General features: G+C 63.2%; 11 protein-coding genes and 1 pseudogene. 1 reads left to right on the top strand and 11 read right to left on the bottom strand.

Features of this window, described 5'->3' with window-relative positions; all coding sequences use genetic code 11:
• Positions 1 to 408: 408 nt before the first annotated feature.
• Positions 409 to 1,362 (bottom strand): alpha/beta hydrolase, encoded by a 954-nt coding sequence (locus A9X04_RS18985; protein ID WP_067923768.1) that lies wholly within the window; start codon positions 1,360 to 1,362, stop codon positions 409 to 411.
• 106 nt (positions 1,363 to 1,468) lie between these two features.
• Between A9X04_RS18985 and A9X04_RS18990 the strand changes: the two genes are divergently transcribed.
• A complete protein-coding gene (locus A9X04_RS18990; RefSeq protein WP_067923771.1) occupies positions 1,469 to 2,389 on the top strand; it encodes a LysR family transcriptional regulator in 921 nt (306 codons plus the stop codon).
• 222 nt (positions 2,390 to 2,611) lie between these two features.
• Here the strand turns inward: A9X04_RS18990 and A9X04_RS31000 are convergent.
• The 10 genes and pseudogenes from A9X04_RS31000 to A9X04_RS19040 all read right to left on the bottom strand — a co-directional run.
• A pseudogene (locus tag A9X04_RS31000) lies at positions 2,612 to 2,823 on the bottom strand (ATP-binding protein); the annotation flags it as partial.
• Between the two features lie 315 nt (positions 2,824 to 3,138).
• Positions 3,139 to 4,272: a spirocyclase AveC family protein gene (locus A9X04_RS18995; RefSeq protein ID WP_082962371.1), complete on the bottom strand. Its 1,134-nt coding sequence runs from the start codon at positions 4,270 to 4,272 to the stop codon at positions 3,139 to 3,141.
• 475 nt (positions 4,273 to 4,747) lie between these two features.
• A complete protein-coding gene (locus A9X04_RS19005; RefSeq protein WP_067923780.1) occupies positions 4,748 to 7,207 on the bottom strand; it encodes a CaiB/BaiF CoA-transferase family protein in 2,460 nt (819 codons plus the stop codon).
• 568 nt (positions 7,208 to 7,775) lie between these two features.
• Positions 7,776 to 8,798, bottom strand: coding sequence for a DUF2889 domain-containing protein (locus A9X04_RS19010; protein ID WP_197509235.1), 1,023 nt, complete (start codon positions 8,796 to 8,798; stop codon positions 7,776 to 7,778).
• Positions 8,799 to 8,809: 11 nt separating this feature from the next.
• Positions 8,810 to 10,270 carry an aldehyde dehydrogenase gene (locus A9X04_RS19015; protein ID WP_067923952.1) on the bottom strand — a complete coding sequence of 487 codons (1,461 nt, stop codon included), beginning with the start codon at positions 10,268 to 10,270 and terminating at the stop codon, positions 8,810 to 8,812.
• A gap of 21 nt (positions 10,271 to 10,291) precedes the next feature.
• Positions 10,292 to 11,107, bottom strand: coding sequence for a mycofactocin-coupled SDR family oxidoreductase (locus A9X04_RS19020; protein ID WP_067923786.1), 816 nt, complete (start codon positions 11,105 to 11,107; stop codon positions 10,292 to 10,294).
• Between the two features lie 18 nt (positions 11,108 to 11,125).
• Positions 11,126 to 11,338: a hypothetical protein gene (locus tag A9X04_RS19025; RefSeq protein WP_369807551.1), complete on the bottom strand. Its 213-nt coding sequence runs from the start codon at positions 11,336 to 11,338 to the stop codon at positions 11,126 to 11,128.
• The gene (locus A9X04_RS19030) at positions 11,331 to 11,783 is read right to left on the bottom strand and encodes a Zn-ribbon domain-containing OB-fold protein (protein ID WP_067923791.1); all 453 of its coding nucleotides are present in this window, start codon (positions 11,781 to 11,783) and stop codon (positions 11,331 to 11,333) included. The genes A9X04_RS19025 and A9X04_RS19030 overlap by 8 nt, the downstream gene beginning before the upstream one ends.
• Entirely contained in the window at positions 11,780 to 12,979 is a 1,200-nt protein-coding gene (locus tag A9X04_RS19035) for a thiolase (protein WP_067923794.1), read from the bottom strand. Before A9X04_RS19035 ends, A9X04_RS19030 begins: the two co-directional genes overlap by 4 nt.
• Positions 12,980 to 12,983: 4 nt before the next feature.
• On the bottom strand, positions 12,984 to 14,123 hold the full coding sequence (locus A9X04_RS19040; protein WP_067923797.1) for an amidohydrolase family protein: 1,140 nt from the start codon (positions 14,121 to 14,123) through the stop codon (positions 12,984 to 12,986).
• Positions 14,124 to 14,272 lie beyond the last annotated feature (149 nt).

Raw genomic sequence — 14,272 nt, forward strand, 5'->3', positions numbered from 1 at the left:
GACCCAGGTTGGTCTGGTTCGAGAGTGGTAACTCATGACTTTTGATTCGTGTCAACATAATTGGAGGAGACACAGATAATAGTCGACGCAGCCGAAACAGCGAATGCGAAGACCTCCGAAGACGCCGACGGGACCGGCTACGGCGCATCCGACGCGGCGATCGACGACGCTCCTATCCGAGGATGCTCGTGCTTGAGGGATCGCTCCTAGATCCGGACGCACCCGCCATCGTCGCAGTCGGCCCGACGGACGCCGTACCACGGGCAAGGCCGAACTGCTCGATATGGCGGGCGCGGCGTGCGATTCCTCGATGCGCGAGAAGGTCCCGCGGGAGGACTCTGTTTGTATCGGCGCTTTCTTCCAGCAGCACACTTATGTCGGCCGGCGGTCGGCGGCATGAGCAGATCGTCAAGTCACCGTCGGAACCCACGCGGCGATGCGATCCCACAGCTCGTAACGGTGGCTGGCGAAGTTGTGGCAGTGACCTGACTTCGGCACGAGGTGCAGTGTCACGTCAGCAGAGCCCGTATAGTTGGCAGGTTCGGCGTACGAATTGGGCGACACGTCAATCGCTGCGCCGAATCCTAGGAACACTGGAACATTCACCTGTGGCGCGTAGCGCTCGACGAATCCCGGCGTGGCGACCTCGGCGCCCGCGCGCACCGGCACCCGACTTTGCGCGGCGGTGTCGGCGTCGATCACCTGCTGTGGTACCTCTCCGGCATAGAACAGGCCCTCAAGATATGACCGCGGAACGGTCATGTGGCTGTCCTGCGGACTGGCACCCGAGAGCTGGCAAGCCAGCGACATTGATTGCTGGACCCGGCTTTCGAGATCGGCGGCATCTGTTGTTTCTTGGTAAATGTTGGTGACTTGTACCCCGTACCCGAGCAACACCACCGCGTCGTAGATACCGGTGTTGGCCTGCACCATCGTGGTCAGGCATGCGCCCATTGAGTGGCCTACACCGACCAGAGGGCCGGCCAGCGGCGAAACGCCGTCGATGAGATCGCCATTGCGCAGGCCTTCACGGACCTGCCGGGCCACCTCCGCGTCGCCGGCAGCCAGCAACTCCAGCCCTAGCTGGCCGGATGCGATTGGGTCAGTGCTCTCGCCGACGGCGAGGTGGTCCAGGGCGAGGACGATATAGCCAGCGGCGGCCAGGTGCTCTCCGAAGCTGTAGCCGGGGTGCCCGTCAATCTGCATGTGCCAATAGCGCTTGTCGTAGAGCCCGCCGGCCAGACACAAGAGCGCCGCGACCGCACCAGCCGGCCGCGGCGGCAGGAAGGCCCATGCCGTCTGGGTCAGCCGCTCACCGGTCTCGATACTGGCCGTCACTTCGAATGTCAATGGCGTTGGCATGGCACAAATTGTTCAAACCGCAGCCACCGATGTCCAGTGCGTTTTGTGCATCCCAACGTTGCGTAAACCGCAGCGCGCGACGAGTGTCGAGTGTCAAACTGGCGCCATGGAACTGCGCCACCTGCGTTGTTTTGTCGCGGTCGCTGAAGAGCAGCACTTCGGCCGGGCAGCCCAGCGTTTGCATCTGACCCCGGCACCGGTCAGCCGCGCCGTGCGGGCGCTGGAGACCGAACTCGGGGTGGACTTGTTCATTCGCGAACACCATGACGTGCGCCTGACGGCCGCGGGTTTAGCGCTTTGCGAACGAGCTGCTGAAGTCGTGCGTCATGCTGACTCGCTGGGCGACTACGCGCGATCGTTAGGGTACGAAGCGCTCGCGATAACGGTTGGCGCATTTCATCTTTCGCCACCGACGGTCTTAGACCGCACGGTGGATGCCCTGCGCGACCTAACAACGTCGAATGTCGAGGTTCAACTCGTTGAACCGGACCAGCTGCCGCGCCGGCTTGCGGCCGGCACGCTGGATTTCGCATTGGTGAACCCGACGTCCGACTGCGCCGGGCTGCCGTACCAGCAGGTGGCCGTTTTCGACTACGTGCTCGTCATGCGCGGCGACGACCCGCTCGCCGCGCGTGACCACATCGACTGGGGGGACCTCGCCCGACGTGAAGTGACACTGCCGCCCGATACGCCGTTCCCCTCGGTGCTCAACAACCTGCACGACTTCATGGTCTGCCACAGCGTGACGCGGTTCGACCGCATTGACAGCCTCGACGTGGCCGCGATGGCAAGCCGGATCCGCACTCATCGCACCGTGATTCCGTCGCTGAGCCTAGAGGCCGGCGGGCCGTGGCGGGTATTCGACGACCCAGCGTTCGCGGTGCGCCCGTTCGGCGAACCACCGCCGCCCTACGTCCTTTCGCTGGCGTGGAGCCCCCGCGCCCCGCAGCGGTGGGGAATCGATCCAGGGGACATCCTTGCCGCGATCGCCGGCCGCAATCCCGCATATAACCACGCAGACAGGTAGGCGGGTCTCTCGCCTTCCGAACCAGACTGTGAGTGCGCCGCTCCCAGACCCCGGAAGGACCCGACGAGCTAATCCCGGATCAGGACTCGACATACATAGGCCTTCGCCCTGACATGAGCCGCTTCGCTCCTTCGTTGCACTGACCATTACGGTGCTGCACCCGAACGGATTCACCACCGAACTGATCGAACCCTGCGAACCATTCTGCTGCCACGCCTTATCCCGCACCGCGCGGGCGTTCGCTAGTCGGTAGGACTCGGTGCCGGTCTCAATGATGTTGCTGGCGAACGTCAAACGGTCCACGATCGCCGCACACAGCCGCAGATCGGTGAAGGTCTTGGTCCAGCTCGAGAAGGAGTTGTGCTCGCGATGGCGACGTTGGCGGTTTACTCGCGCTCGGTGAGAACCTGGAAAGGCATCTCCGTAGCGCGACGACCGTGGCGGCCCACCTCAAGGGCCGCCCGCGCCAAGCCACGGTCAACTCCGTCGGCGACCCGGTCAGGTCGACAGCTTCGAGCGCCGCATGATCGCGGAAGTGGTCGGCCGCTTAGTCAGCCCAGGTAACCGGGACGCCAGGCGCCGAGCACTGCCCCGAGCTCGTCTCCGGCAGGATGTTTATCAACCGACGACGTAGGAGCCGTTGACCGATTCGTTGTTGTTTGCATAGAAGCAATCCTGGACTCGTCCGCGAGGTCCTATTCCCCTTCGATGACTGCCCAAGGGCTGGAGTAGCCCTCTACCCGATGGCGCTATCGGCCTAGGTAGAGATCGACCCACGTGCTGCCGTCGCCAGGAATGTCGTTCGGCGAACCTGGCTGACCGCCGGTCGGTATCGGCCGCCCATGCGCCGGGTCCGGGCAGAGATAAGGCGTTCCCTGACCGCACATCCCATTTCTCAGATGGGAGGGGTACATCTCCCAGTTGTCGTTATCGTTTTGCAGGCCAATCCAAATGAACACGATGTTGTAGGCGAAGTACCCGATGTTGGTCACGGCGGCGACGGCCAGGATCTGCAGGGCGGCCTTGGTCTTGCTGGATACATTGAGCCGCTCCACGCCCCGCTCGACCACCGACTGACCGCGATCATCGCGGTAGAACCGCAGCACCATCAACGGCGCCCAGCCAAGGGCGCCCCACACGATCGGTTCGTAAAGAGGGAACTGATGGGTCGTGCCCTTCAACAGCGTCAACCAGCCGACGGTGTCTGGATATGCAATGACGTGCAAACTGGTGAGGGCCACCTCGTTGAGATCCATGACTGCCATGAAGGCAATCGACCACGCAATAACGCCCAGCTTGCCGGTCTGTGGCCACCGCCTCATCACAAATTTGCGCAGGAACGCGCACCCGATCATGCACAGCGCAGCGCTCCAGATGAAGCCGACCCCGATGAGGATGGTGGGCTCGGGCATGAGGTTGCCACGCGGGGACACCCACCCGGGCATGTCGGTTGTCCACGAGCCAAAGTTCACCATCAACGACGAGTATGAGAACTGCGGCAGGATGTAGTTGAGGATCGGATCCCATTGGATTAGCAGCAGATAGGCGATGATAAGGATGGCGTCAAACGTCAAGCGCCTTTCGCGAATACACTGACGTCCTACGTAAACCAGGGTGCCGACGACCGTGATCACCGTGAATACCTGGAACGCAATGCAGAATTTGAGGTCGTTACCCAAGTCGGGGTTGTGGTCACCGATCGGTGTCGGTGTGGCGCGCCCCCCCAGGATCCAGCTCGCCGCGACATAGATCGCCAGGCCGACAAACGTCGCACCGACTGTCGCCCACACAACGATCGGGGGGATGGTGCGGACCCGCGGCGCCCTCTTCGTCTTGGCGGCAACGGACCACCCACGCGACGGTTCAACTTCGACCGCAGCCATACAACGCCTCCTTGCGTTATCGCGATAACCGTCCGAGAGTTAGAATCTACCATTTACTAGAAAACTATCAATAGCGCTGGTGAGCGTGAGTGCCATCGGCGCGGCGCCGAATCTGTCCGTCGTCCTTTTCTCAGGTGGGCAGAAACCGAGTGCGCGAGAGCTGCTGCCCTAAGCGAGATTTGAGATGCCTATATCGCGGAGAGGTCAACTAGCTTAGCTAATTGCGCAGAGAATCTGTCGTAGAACAGGGACAAGTGATCACCACCGACAGGCCAGCGTGGGCTGATTGATCTTGTACTCGACTGCGAGTGGACGCTCGACGGTATACGCGTTCAGGGTGGTGTTGTCCGGGAAGTACTGCCGCAGAAAACGATTGGTGTCTTCGTTGCTGCGCTGGCGGAGCGTGAGCCACCATCGTGGCCGATGTCGCCGGCTTGGCGCCACACACGGCAACGCAACAAGCCCGTCGACACCTTTAACCGCATGCGATGATCCCTCGCGACCGCAGATCAGCGATCTGGTTGTCGTCGATGCCGATCTCGCTCAGAATTGCGGTCGTGTGCTGACCCACGGTGCAGCCTCCGCTGGCCTTTGTCAACGACCGGGAGAACCGGTAAAGCGGTGCCAGCCGAAGATGTTTGTCGAAGATGGGACTGTCAGCTTCCACCGAATACCCAGCATCGCGGCACGTGTCGCTTTGCAGGACGATGCCCGAATTGCGGTCGGCGACTTCGACGCATCCGACGTCCTGTGCGGTCAGCTCGTACTCCCACTCGAGTTTGGTCTTCGTCAGGAAGACCTGTTCCAAGACGCGTGCCAAGACATCGTCGTTGCGTGCCCGTGATGCGGTATCGACGAAGCGCTCGTCGCCCAGCAGGTCGACGTAGGCCTGCATAGCCTTCGCGAAAGGTTCCCATTCTCGCGCCAGGGGAGCGGCGAGAAACACCCAACCGTCGGCGGCGCGGTACAGCCGGTAGAGGGCCGTGAGGCCGAGGAACTCCGCGTCGGCTGTCGGCACCGGCGGCTGGTCGCGATAGCTGACGTTCGACCAGATGAGGGCGTTCTGAACCGTGCCCAGCATGGTGGTTTCGGTGTGGTGCATATCGATGCCGCGCCGCTTCGCGTAAAGGCACGCGAGCAACGCGGAGGCGACACCCAGCGCGGCGATACCGTCGGCCTGCACCGCAGAAATCGTTCCGCCGGAGAACAGCGTGGCGGCCGTGCGGTGCAGGTCATCCAAGTCGGTCGGCGGGTGCATTGCGTCGCCGCTGTCGAGAACGGCCAGACCGGACGCCGCGGCGATGGACGGTGCGTACGCGGGTCGATGTCCGAATGGCCCATCGAGGCCGTAGCCGGAGGTGCTCAGGACTACCAAATCGGGGTTTATCGCCTTGAGCGTAGCTTCGTCGATCTTGGCTCGTTCAGCTGCTTGCCCGCGGAAGCACTGAACGACGATGTCGCAACGCTTTACCAGCTCGTATATCAGGCTGAGCCCCTCTGGTTTGGTGAAGTCGACCGCGCAGCTTTCCTTGCCTTGCAGCACCTTTGCACCACCAGCCTCCGGGAACGGAAGCATGTTTCGGATGTTGTCGCCGTCGAGCGGTTCGACTTTGATTACCCGCGCACCGAGGTCGGTGAGCAGCGTGGCGCCGTAGGGCCCGGCGAACATCGAACCGAATTCGAGGATCGTCGTCCCATGTAGAGGAAGTCCCGCAGCGACCTCACCGGCCGCAGGGAGGTTGGGCGGCTCCCGGCGCAACCCCCACACCGACGCATTGTGCTGTCCTACGCCCGGAGCTGGACGCAACGCCGCGAGTGGCTGGCCATCGGAGTGGATCAACGTCGACGGCTGGTGCACCGGGCCAAGCTCGGGGTCGTCCACAGTCACAGCTCGGCCTTGATGAAGAGTCTGGGGATGGTTCAGTGACTCGCTGGGTGTGCGGAAAATCTCGGCACTTAGATTTTCGTTTGCATCGAATGCCTGCTGCCATTCCGCGAGAGTGCGCGCCCTGACCCGCTCGATCATCAGGTCCCAGAATTCCGTGCGCAGTTCTTGCGTGGGTAGCGTGGGAAAACCCTCCCATTTTGGGTTCGCAAGTTCGGTCAACAAGTCGAGCTCTGTTAGCCAGGCATGCATCAATCGCGGCGATACCTGGGCGAACTGCAACCAGCGACCGTCTTTGGTGGGGGCCGCCAAGACCGAATACACCAGGGGGATCAGCGGGCGGCTCTGTTCGTCGTACACCGCGCCCGCTGGTTCGAAGGCGCCCGGATACCGGTCGAGCACTAATTCGTGGAACCAGTTCCAGGTATCGTTCGCCCCCACGCCCGTTACGAGATTGGATTCGACGACTTGACCGCGACCGCTCGAATCCCGCTCGATCAATGCTGCCAGGATTCCTTGCACGGCGGCGTGGGCCGCGCCCCAAGACGCATAGGGGGCCGAGACGTAGGCAGGCCCGCTTCGTGGGGTGACGCCACGCTTCTCGTGCATGATGCCGATCTTGGCCAGGACCAACGCTTCCCAGCCCTTGTAGTTTCGCCACGGGCCTTTCGACCCCCACCCGGTAATCGACGCGTGCACAAGTCTGGGGCAGCGCTGTGTCACCAATTCGGGCGTGAGTCCGAGGCGGCTCCCGTCCGCCGGCCGCGCGGTCGTCACGAGCACATCGGCGTTTTCTAGCAGCTGCCAGAGTCGTTGACGGTCGTCAGGTTCGTGGACATCGAGGGTGACCGAACGTCTGCCGCGTAGCAGCGCGGGCCATCCCGGGAGCTGTCGGAGGGAGCTGCCGTCGGGCGGTTCAACCAGGATCACGTTGGCGCCGCAATCGGCGAGGAACTGCGAGGTGTATGCGCCCGCCAGGGTGGTGGACATATCGACAACCAGCAAATCAGCGAGGGGCGGCCGGCCCGGTACCGGAGTTACTGCTGCCATAAACGCTCCTCATGGGGAAAGACGCATGGTGTGACCTGTGTAACGCCAGGATGACACCCGAAACGGTTAAATGTCAAAACATTTGATGAACTGTCAAGCTATTACTAGCGAGCCTCTCCGGCGCCCGAGGCAGCGCCATCGACCCAACCCAGATGCGCGGCGAGGGTGCGCACGTCGAAGACATCGCTGTCGGGGACCTGTTGGCGGACCGTCTTCGACTTATCTTGTGGTGCAACCACTATCGGGCACGAGGACGCCTGGCGACAATCTAGTGGATCAGTGGCTGCTCGGTGAGTTCGGCGACGACCCGAACCGCTACACGGACGCCAAGTCTCGCAGAAACTACACCGGCACTTCACCATTGAACGTTGGGTGTGACCGGGAATCTCCATGTGTCAGTAGTGCTTGTCGTACAACCCTCCCGCCAGACGTGCCAGGATCGCCGGTGCCTCCAGTGGTTGGGCCGGGAGGAAGGCTCACGCCGCTTGTGTGAGCGGTTCGCTGCCGATGACGTCGGAGACGTCGAAATTCAAGGTAGGGGCATTGATGGTCCATTCGCCGGTTGTTCTCAGGGGGTGCTCAGCAGCGGGATCAGCGCCGCGGTATCGGCGACGCTGCGCAGCAGATCGTTCAGGTGCGTGCACGTCGACGTGCCGGCCAGCTCCTGGCGGACCCGGAAGTGCAGCTCGTCCAGCCTCATTCCGGTGATGCGAGTTGCGCTCGCAACGGCGCCTGGACATTCCTGCCAAGGCAGAACTCTGGGTATCGCCTGCGAGTGCAGTATGACCCCCGTGTCTGCATCTACCGATGCATCGAGCGTGTATTCGTGGATGATGGTCTCGGTGCTGTCGGCGCGGACATAGCTGTCGCGAAACATCGCACTGATCGACACCTTTGAACTATCCGAGCAGGGTTGAACGTCAAGTCGGCGCCGTCGTCGCATGCCGTGAACAGGCAGCGGGGCCATGGCGTGCCAGGCGAGTGGATCGGCCGGGTCCTCGAGCGCAGGGGCCGGCGGGCCGGTCACGACGGCGGGGTCACCGCCCTCGAACGAGGTCATCAGCAGACCGCCGGTGACGAAGCCGGCGCACCGGTCGGCGATCGGCAGATAACCTGACTTCGCTGCGACTCCGAGCACTCCCGACGCTGACAGCGCATGACCGGAGATGAGTGTGGCGACGGGGACATCATCGAGCAACGTATAGCGCAAGTCGCGGCGTCGCCGCAGATCGGGCGCGGCCTTGTCAACCGCAGCGCGAAAGCCGCTCATCGCCGGCGCCCCACTGAGATTCATGTTGGCAACGATCGGTTCGACCTCGAGGTGCTGAACGACCCGAGCGAACGTCTCGACCGTCGCTTCCAGGCGGGCGTGGCCCACCTCCGTCGTGGTGCCGTCGCACGCCGTCTTGACGTCGCGTGCTCGGCCCGACAAGTAGACCGGATCTATGGAGCCGGTTTTGCGCGTCATATCGATGGAGCTGGTTCGCCGCACTGAGCCAGGCAGTAGTCGCGGCGTCCCTTGGGTCGGCTCGTGAATTCCATGCAACGGGTGCAGGCCGAAACGTGGCGTGCCTAAGTCGTCTTCGCTCATGCTTGGGCTAGTTAGGCGATGCTCACGCTCTTGGTCCACAGGAACTCGTCCAGCCCTTGCCGACCGCCTTCCCTGCCCATCCCGCTGATGCCGATACCCCCGAAGGGTCGGTGCACCCCCAGGTTAATGGCGCCGTTGATCAGGACTTCTCCAGTCTCGAGCGCTTCAACGACACGGTGGGCGCGTTTGAGATTGTTCGTGAACAGGCACCCGGACAGCCCGTAGGGGGTGCTGTTCGCGATCTCGATGGCTTCGTCTTCGGTGTCGAACGGCATGATCGACAGCACCGGTCCGAAGACCTCTTTTTGCGCCAGTTCGGAATTGGGGTCGACGTCTGCGAACACCGTGGGCTGCAGGAAGTATCCGTCCGCGAGGTCACCGCCGATGCGCTCACCGCCCGTGATCAATCGTGCGCCGTCCTGTTTGGCGCGGTCGATCATGCCCACGATCCGCTCCAGTGCTGCTTCATTCACGACAGGACCGCTCAGGGTGTCCAGATCGAACGGGTCACCCACTTTGATCATCGACGCGATCGCCGAGACTCGCGCGATGACGTCGTCATAGAGCGGTCTTGCCACGATCATTCGGGTCGGAAGGGCGCAGCCCTGGCCGCTCATCAAGCCCACCGACATCATCGTTCCGTAGCCGCAGGCGAGGTCAAGATCAGCGTCCTCGAAGATGATGTTGCCGGATTTGCCGCCGAGCTCCATGACTGCCGGCTTGATCTGCTCGGCACAGGTCGAGAGGATCTTGCGCGCCGTATCCGGGCCGCCGGTAAAGGTGACTTTCTTGACGAGCGGATGGGCGACCAGCCTCGCCCCGGCTTCAGCGGATCCGGGAACCACGTTGATGACGCCGGCGGGAATACCGGCCTCTGCAGCGAGATCCGCGTACAGATTGGCGCTGAAAGGGGTGAGCTCGGACGGCTTGATCACCACGGTGTTGCCCGCGGCAAGTGCCGCAGGCACTTTCATCGCCAAGGAGATGAGGGGGCCGTTCCAGGTGATGATCACGCCGATCACCCCGTAAGGCTGACTGAGTGTATAGCTGAACTCACCGTGGGTTCGGAACGAGGACGCGATGTCACTGCTGATCTTGTCGGCCCAACCCGCGTAGTAACGCGTCCACTCGACCGACATCGCGACGAGCCCGCCCACCAACCCCGACGGCGTGCCGTTGTCAAAGGTACCGAGGCGGGTGAAGTCGTCGGTATTTTGCTCGATCAGGTCTGCAAAGCGCATCAGAATACGCCTGCGCTCGGCCGGATTGGTCTGCCGCCAACCAAGAAACGCGCCGTGGGCGGCCTCGACAGCCTCGTCGATCTCGGCGGCGCCTGCCATGGGGATCTCGGCGTCGGGTGTCCCATCGCACGGGTTGATGTGTTGGTAGGTGCCTCCAGACGCGGTATGCCGTTTTTCGCCGCCGATCCTCAGCGAGACTTCCGGGCGCGGCGTTGCAAGTGTCGACGTAATCATTGGCTCTCCCGTTGTGTGTTACCGAACCGCGAAGCCGGCGTCGAGGGGCCAAGCGGTGCCTGTGATGAATTTGGCCGCGTCGGAAACCAGCCATGCGACAGCTTCCGCGACATCTTCGGGTTGCAGGATCTGTATCGGAAGGACGTTCTGCATGGCGGTCAGCGCCGCGTCGTTGGCTTCGAATAGCTTGGCCATTGTCTCGTTCATCACCATGCCGGTAGCCACCCCGGTTGGGTGGATGGTGTTGACTCGGATTGATTGTGGCCCAAGGTGGTTGGCCCACACCTGCATCAAAGCTACGAGACCGCGTTTGGCGGCGGCGTAGGCCTGGCCACCTGCACGGTCGGTGCCGGTGGCCTTCAAACCAGCGCTCGAGCTGGTGATCACGATCGATCCGCCGCGGCCGCCGTCGATCAGAGCGGGGATCGCCGCCTCGACGGTGTTCCACACACCGACCAAGTTCACGTCGATGATGTCGCGGAAGATCTCGCGTCGCTTCGAGCCTTCACTGAGTCGCACGATTCCGGCGTTGGCCACCACGATGTCCAGGCGCCCGAATTCGGCGACACCTTCGCGGACAACAGCGTTGACGGCGTCGGCGTCGCGAACGTCGGCTTGGCGGGCCACAATTCGTCGGCCACGATCCTCAACGAGCTTGACTGTCTCTTCGAGGTCAGCGGGGGTCGCGTTGGGATAGTCCATGGAGTCGATGTCGGCGCAGATGTCCAGCCCGATGATGTCGGCGCCTTCACTGGCCAGGCGGACGGCGTGCGCGCGACCTTGCCCTCGAGCCGCGCCGGTGATGAAGGCGACTCTGCCTTCGAGATTCCCCACGAGTTTTCTCCTCTGACCTCAGTGCGGCGGGCTGCCGGTGTGGATGCGTGCCAATCTCAAACCGTCTTCGGAGTCGTCGACCTCGACGCTCCAGTTGCCGCACGAGCACCAGGCACGGAAGCGCCCGTTGTCGGGCAGGATCGCCTGCCCGTCACAGTCGCCGCCGGTGTTGGCGATGCTGGCGAAAAATTCGAGCGGTTTCTCGTGCAGGGCGCTGTCGTCGTCAGCCACCAGTGGCTCCGTTGTACGGCCGGAAAATTGGAAGCATCCAGCCATCGGCGATGGGCGAAAAGTCCACGCGCAGCGCCATTCCGATCGTCAAATCGGTCGGCGCGATGTCGACGACGTTGCTCACCAGTCGCGCACCCGGTGCGTCGGGCAGGTCGACGACCGCTGGTACCAACGTCAATTCGGGCATGCCGGGAATGCCGTGCACAACCGCGAAGCTGTAGACGGTCGCATCGCCACTCAGCTGAACCCAGTTGACGGCCGTGGACTGGCATTCCGGGCAGAACGGTGTGGGCGGCAGCCGGAAGGATCCGCAGTCGGCGCACTGCGGGGCGACAAGACGTTGCTCTTTGGCTGCCTGCCAAAACGGTTCGGTGTGTTTGTTGACCGCGATCCGGATGTGCTCGCCGGGAAGGGTTGTCGCCAGTGTGGCGGGGGGCGCGCTCATGCGGCGCGCCCCAGGATCAGCCCGCTGACCGGCAGACTGGCCGGCCCCCCGGTGATCAACGCGAGTTCGGCGTCGGTCACCTGGTTGATGGCGGTGCCGCGCATCTGCTCGACTCCTTCCATGATATGGGTCATGCCAACGATGTAGGCCTCCGATAGTTGACCGCCGTGTGGGTTGAGCGGGATCGAGCCGCCGTCGTAGCGAATCGCCCCGCTCTCCACGAACGCGCCGCCCTCCCCCTTCTCGCAGAATCCGTAGTCCTCGAGTTGCATCAGCACCATCGGGGTGAAGTGGTCGTAGAGCAGCGCCACGTCGATGTCGGCGGCGCTGATCCCGGCCTGCCGGTAGAGCCGCTCGGCGATCGGCTTGTTACCCGAGGAAGCGAAGTACTCATCGGGCATACCCATCCACGCGAACGCGCGACCCCACTGCTTGACTCCACCATGGGCGGCGGCGACCACTGGGACCGGTGGTTGGCGCAGATCGCGGGCACGGTCGGCGCTCGTCGTGATCACCGCGACGGCACCGTCAGTCTCCTGGCAGAAGTCGTAGAGGCACAACGGTTCTGCGATCATCCGCGCGTTGAAATAGTCTTCGAGCGTCAGTGGTTCCCGGTGAATCGCCTTGGGCCGGTTCAGCGCATTGGCCCGCGTCGAGATCGCGATCTCGGCGAAAGCCTCGCGCCGCGTGCCGTAGAGATGCATATGCCGACGCGCCAACACCGACATCAGCTGACCCGGACCGAACAGCCCCGACGGCTGCAGGAACGAGTTGATCGCGTCGGGCTCCATCGCCGAGAATACCGCTCCCAGACGCTGTTTGGACTGCTGCAACGCCATCACAGTGACGACCACAGAAGCATCGCCGGCGACAATCGCCGCACGCGCCAGCCCGATCGCCCCGGCCGAACCACCGCCGCCCGAGGTCAGCGCCGCGGTGAACCGGACCTCCGGTATGCCGAGGGTTTCCACGAAATCGCCGGTGTCCATCTTCTCGGCGTACCCGGCGCTGGCACCCGAGTAATAGGCAAAACCGTCGATGTCGCGCACCGATAGCCCGGCATCCTCACAGGCGGCGAGGATCGCCTCACCGGCGAGTTCGGTTACGGTCTTCGGCAACGACCCGCCCCGCTTGTAGTAGGGCGTCGCGCCAATTCCGACGATGGCGACGTCACGCAGACCATCCGAATTGCCCACCAGTTCAGATGCTTTCGGCTGGTACGGGCGGGACGTCGGGGAACAGCTCGAAGAACGCGCCCTGGGTGATGCGCAGCCGTGTATCGTCGCTGACCCCGTCGAACAGCGTCTTAAGCGTGTCCTGGGTGTGGCCGAACGTGCCCTCCATGTGCGGATAGTCGCTGCCGAACATCACGTTGCGATACCCCATGTGGTCGAAGGCCGCCACCGCGGTCTCGTCGTGCTGGAACGACGCGTAGACCTGGCTGTAGAGGATCTCCTTCGGGCTGCGGCTCAGCTTGGGCCGCACCGCCATATGGTGCTGGCGATACCCCTCCAGCAGACGGTCACCCAAAAACGGAACCCACGTCGCGCCGCCCTCAGAGATCAACACCTTCAAGTTCGGATGCCGGTCCAGTGCACCGCAAGCCACCAGCTTCATGGTGGCCCGCTGCCCGGAGAATGTCGTCTCGGCGTAGTTCATGATGGCCCCACCCGGGCCGCGATATACCTGACCCGCGCCGCCGGTCACACTGTTGCCGGCCTCCACGGGCACCGGATCGGTGCCGATATGGAACGCGAGCACCATGCCGGCCTCCTCGGCCGCCGCCCACAAGGGCTCCCAGTCGTCGCGGTGCCAGTCCGGTGCGCTCGGGTGCGGCGACGTCGGCAGGAACACCGCCTTGAACCCCTTGCCGGCCGCCCACTGCAGTTCCTCCACCGCGTCGTCCACCACCAGCGTCGAGACCTGCGCTGTGACCACATAGCGCGGTGACACCGCACAGATCTCCTCAAGCGCCCACTCATTGCTCGCGCGCATGCACGCCTTCAGCAGCTCCGGCGTCCGGAACGATGAGGCCCACATGCCCAGCGACGGAAAGATCACCTCACCCCACACGCCCTCCTGATCCAAGTCGCCGAGCCGCGCCCGGGCATCTCGCAGGCCCTGCGGCTTCGAGGCCAACTCAACGAAGGCCACCATCGCCGACGACGGCAGCTTCCGCCGAAAGATCTGACCGTCGACGTAAACCGTCTCGTACTCACCGTCGGGATCCTTCTCCGACCGCGGACACAACTCGGCCAACCGCTTCGGCAGCCGGGATTGCCAGAGATCGTCGGGTTCCAGAAAGTGTGAATCACCAGAATTCGTCCAGATCTTGGTCATGCCTGCCTCCAACCGGGTACTGGCTTTTGAAAAACCATTTTTCACTAGGCTAGGAGGCTGGGTGTCACATGTCAACGGCGATTCCACCGATCGACGGATTGAATCCCCAGCGCTGGCAGGTTATTGTGCGACACAAGGCACGTACATTG

This window comes from Mycobacterium sp. E3247 (assembly GCF_001667785.1).
Lineage (GTDB): Bacteria > Actinomycetota > Actinomycetes > Mycobacteriales > Mycobacteriaceae > Mycobacterium.

Bases quoted from the DNA above. Each gene is read 5' to 3' on its own strand.
- A9X04_RS19010 (WP_197509235.1), bottom strand. From the start codon at position 8,798: ATGAGCGAAGACGACTTAGGCACGCCACGTTTCGGCCTGCACCCGTTG.
- A9X04_RS18995 (WP_082962371.1), bottom strand. From the start codon at position 4,272: ATGGCTGCGGTCGAAGTTGAACCGTCGCGTGGGTGGTCCGTTGCCGCC.
- A9X04_RS19005 (WP_067923780.1), bottom strand. From the start codon at position 7,207: ATGGCAGCAGTAACTCCGGTACCGGGCCGGCCGCCCCTCGCTGATTTG.
- A9X04_RS18990 (WP_067923771.1), top strand. From the start codon at position 1,469: ATGGAACTGCGCCACCTGCGTTGTTTTGTCGCGGTCGCTGAAGAGCAG.
- A9X04_RS18985 (WP_067923768.1), bottom strand. From the start codon at position 1,362: ATGCCAACGCCATTGACATTCGAAGTGACGGCCAGTATCGAGACCGGT.
- A9X04_RS19030 (WP_067923791.1), bottom strand. From the start codon at position 11,783: ATGAGCGCGCCCCCCGCCACACTGGCGACAACCCTTCCCGGCGAGCAC.
- A9X04_RS19040 (WP_067923797.1), bottom strand. From the start codon at position 14,123: ATGACCAAGATCTGGACGAATTCTGGTGATTCACACTTTCTGGAACCC.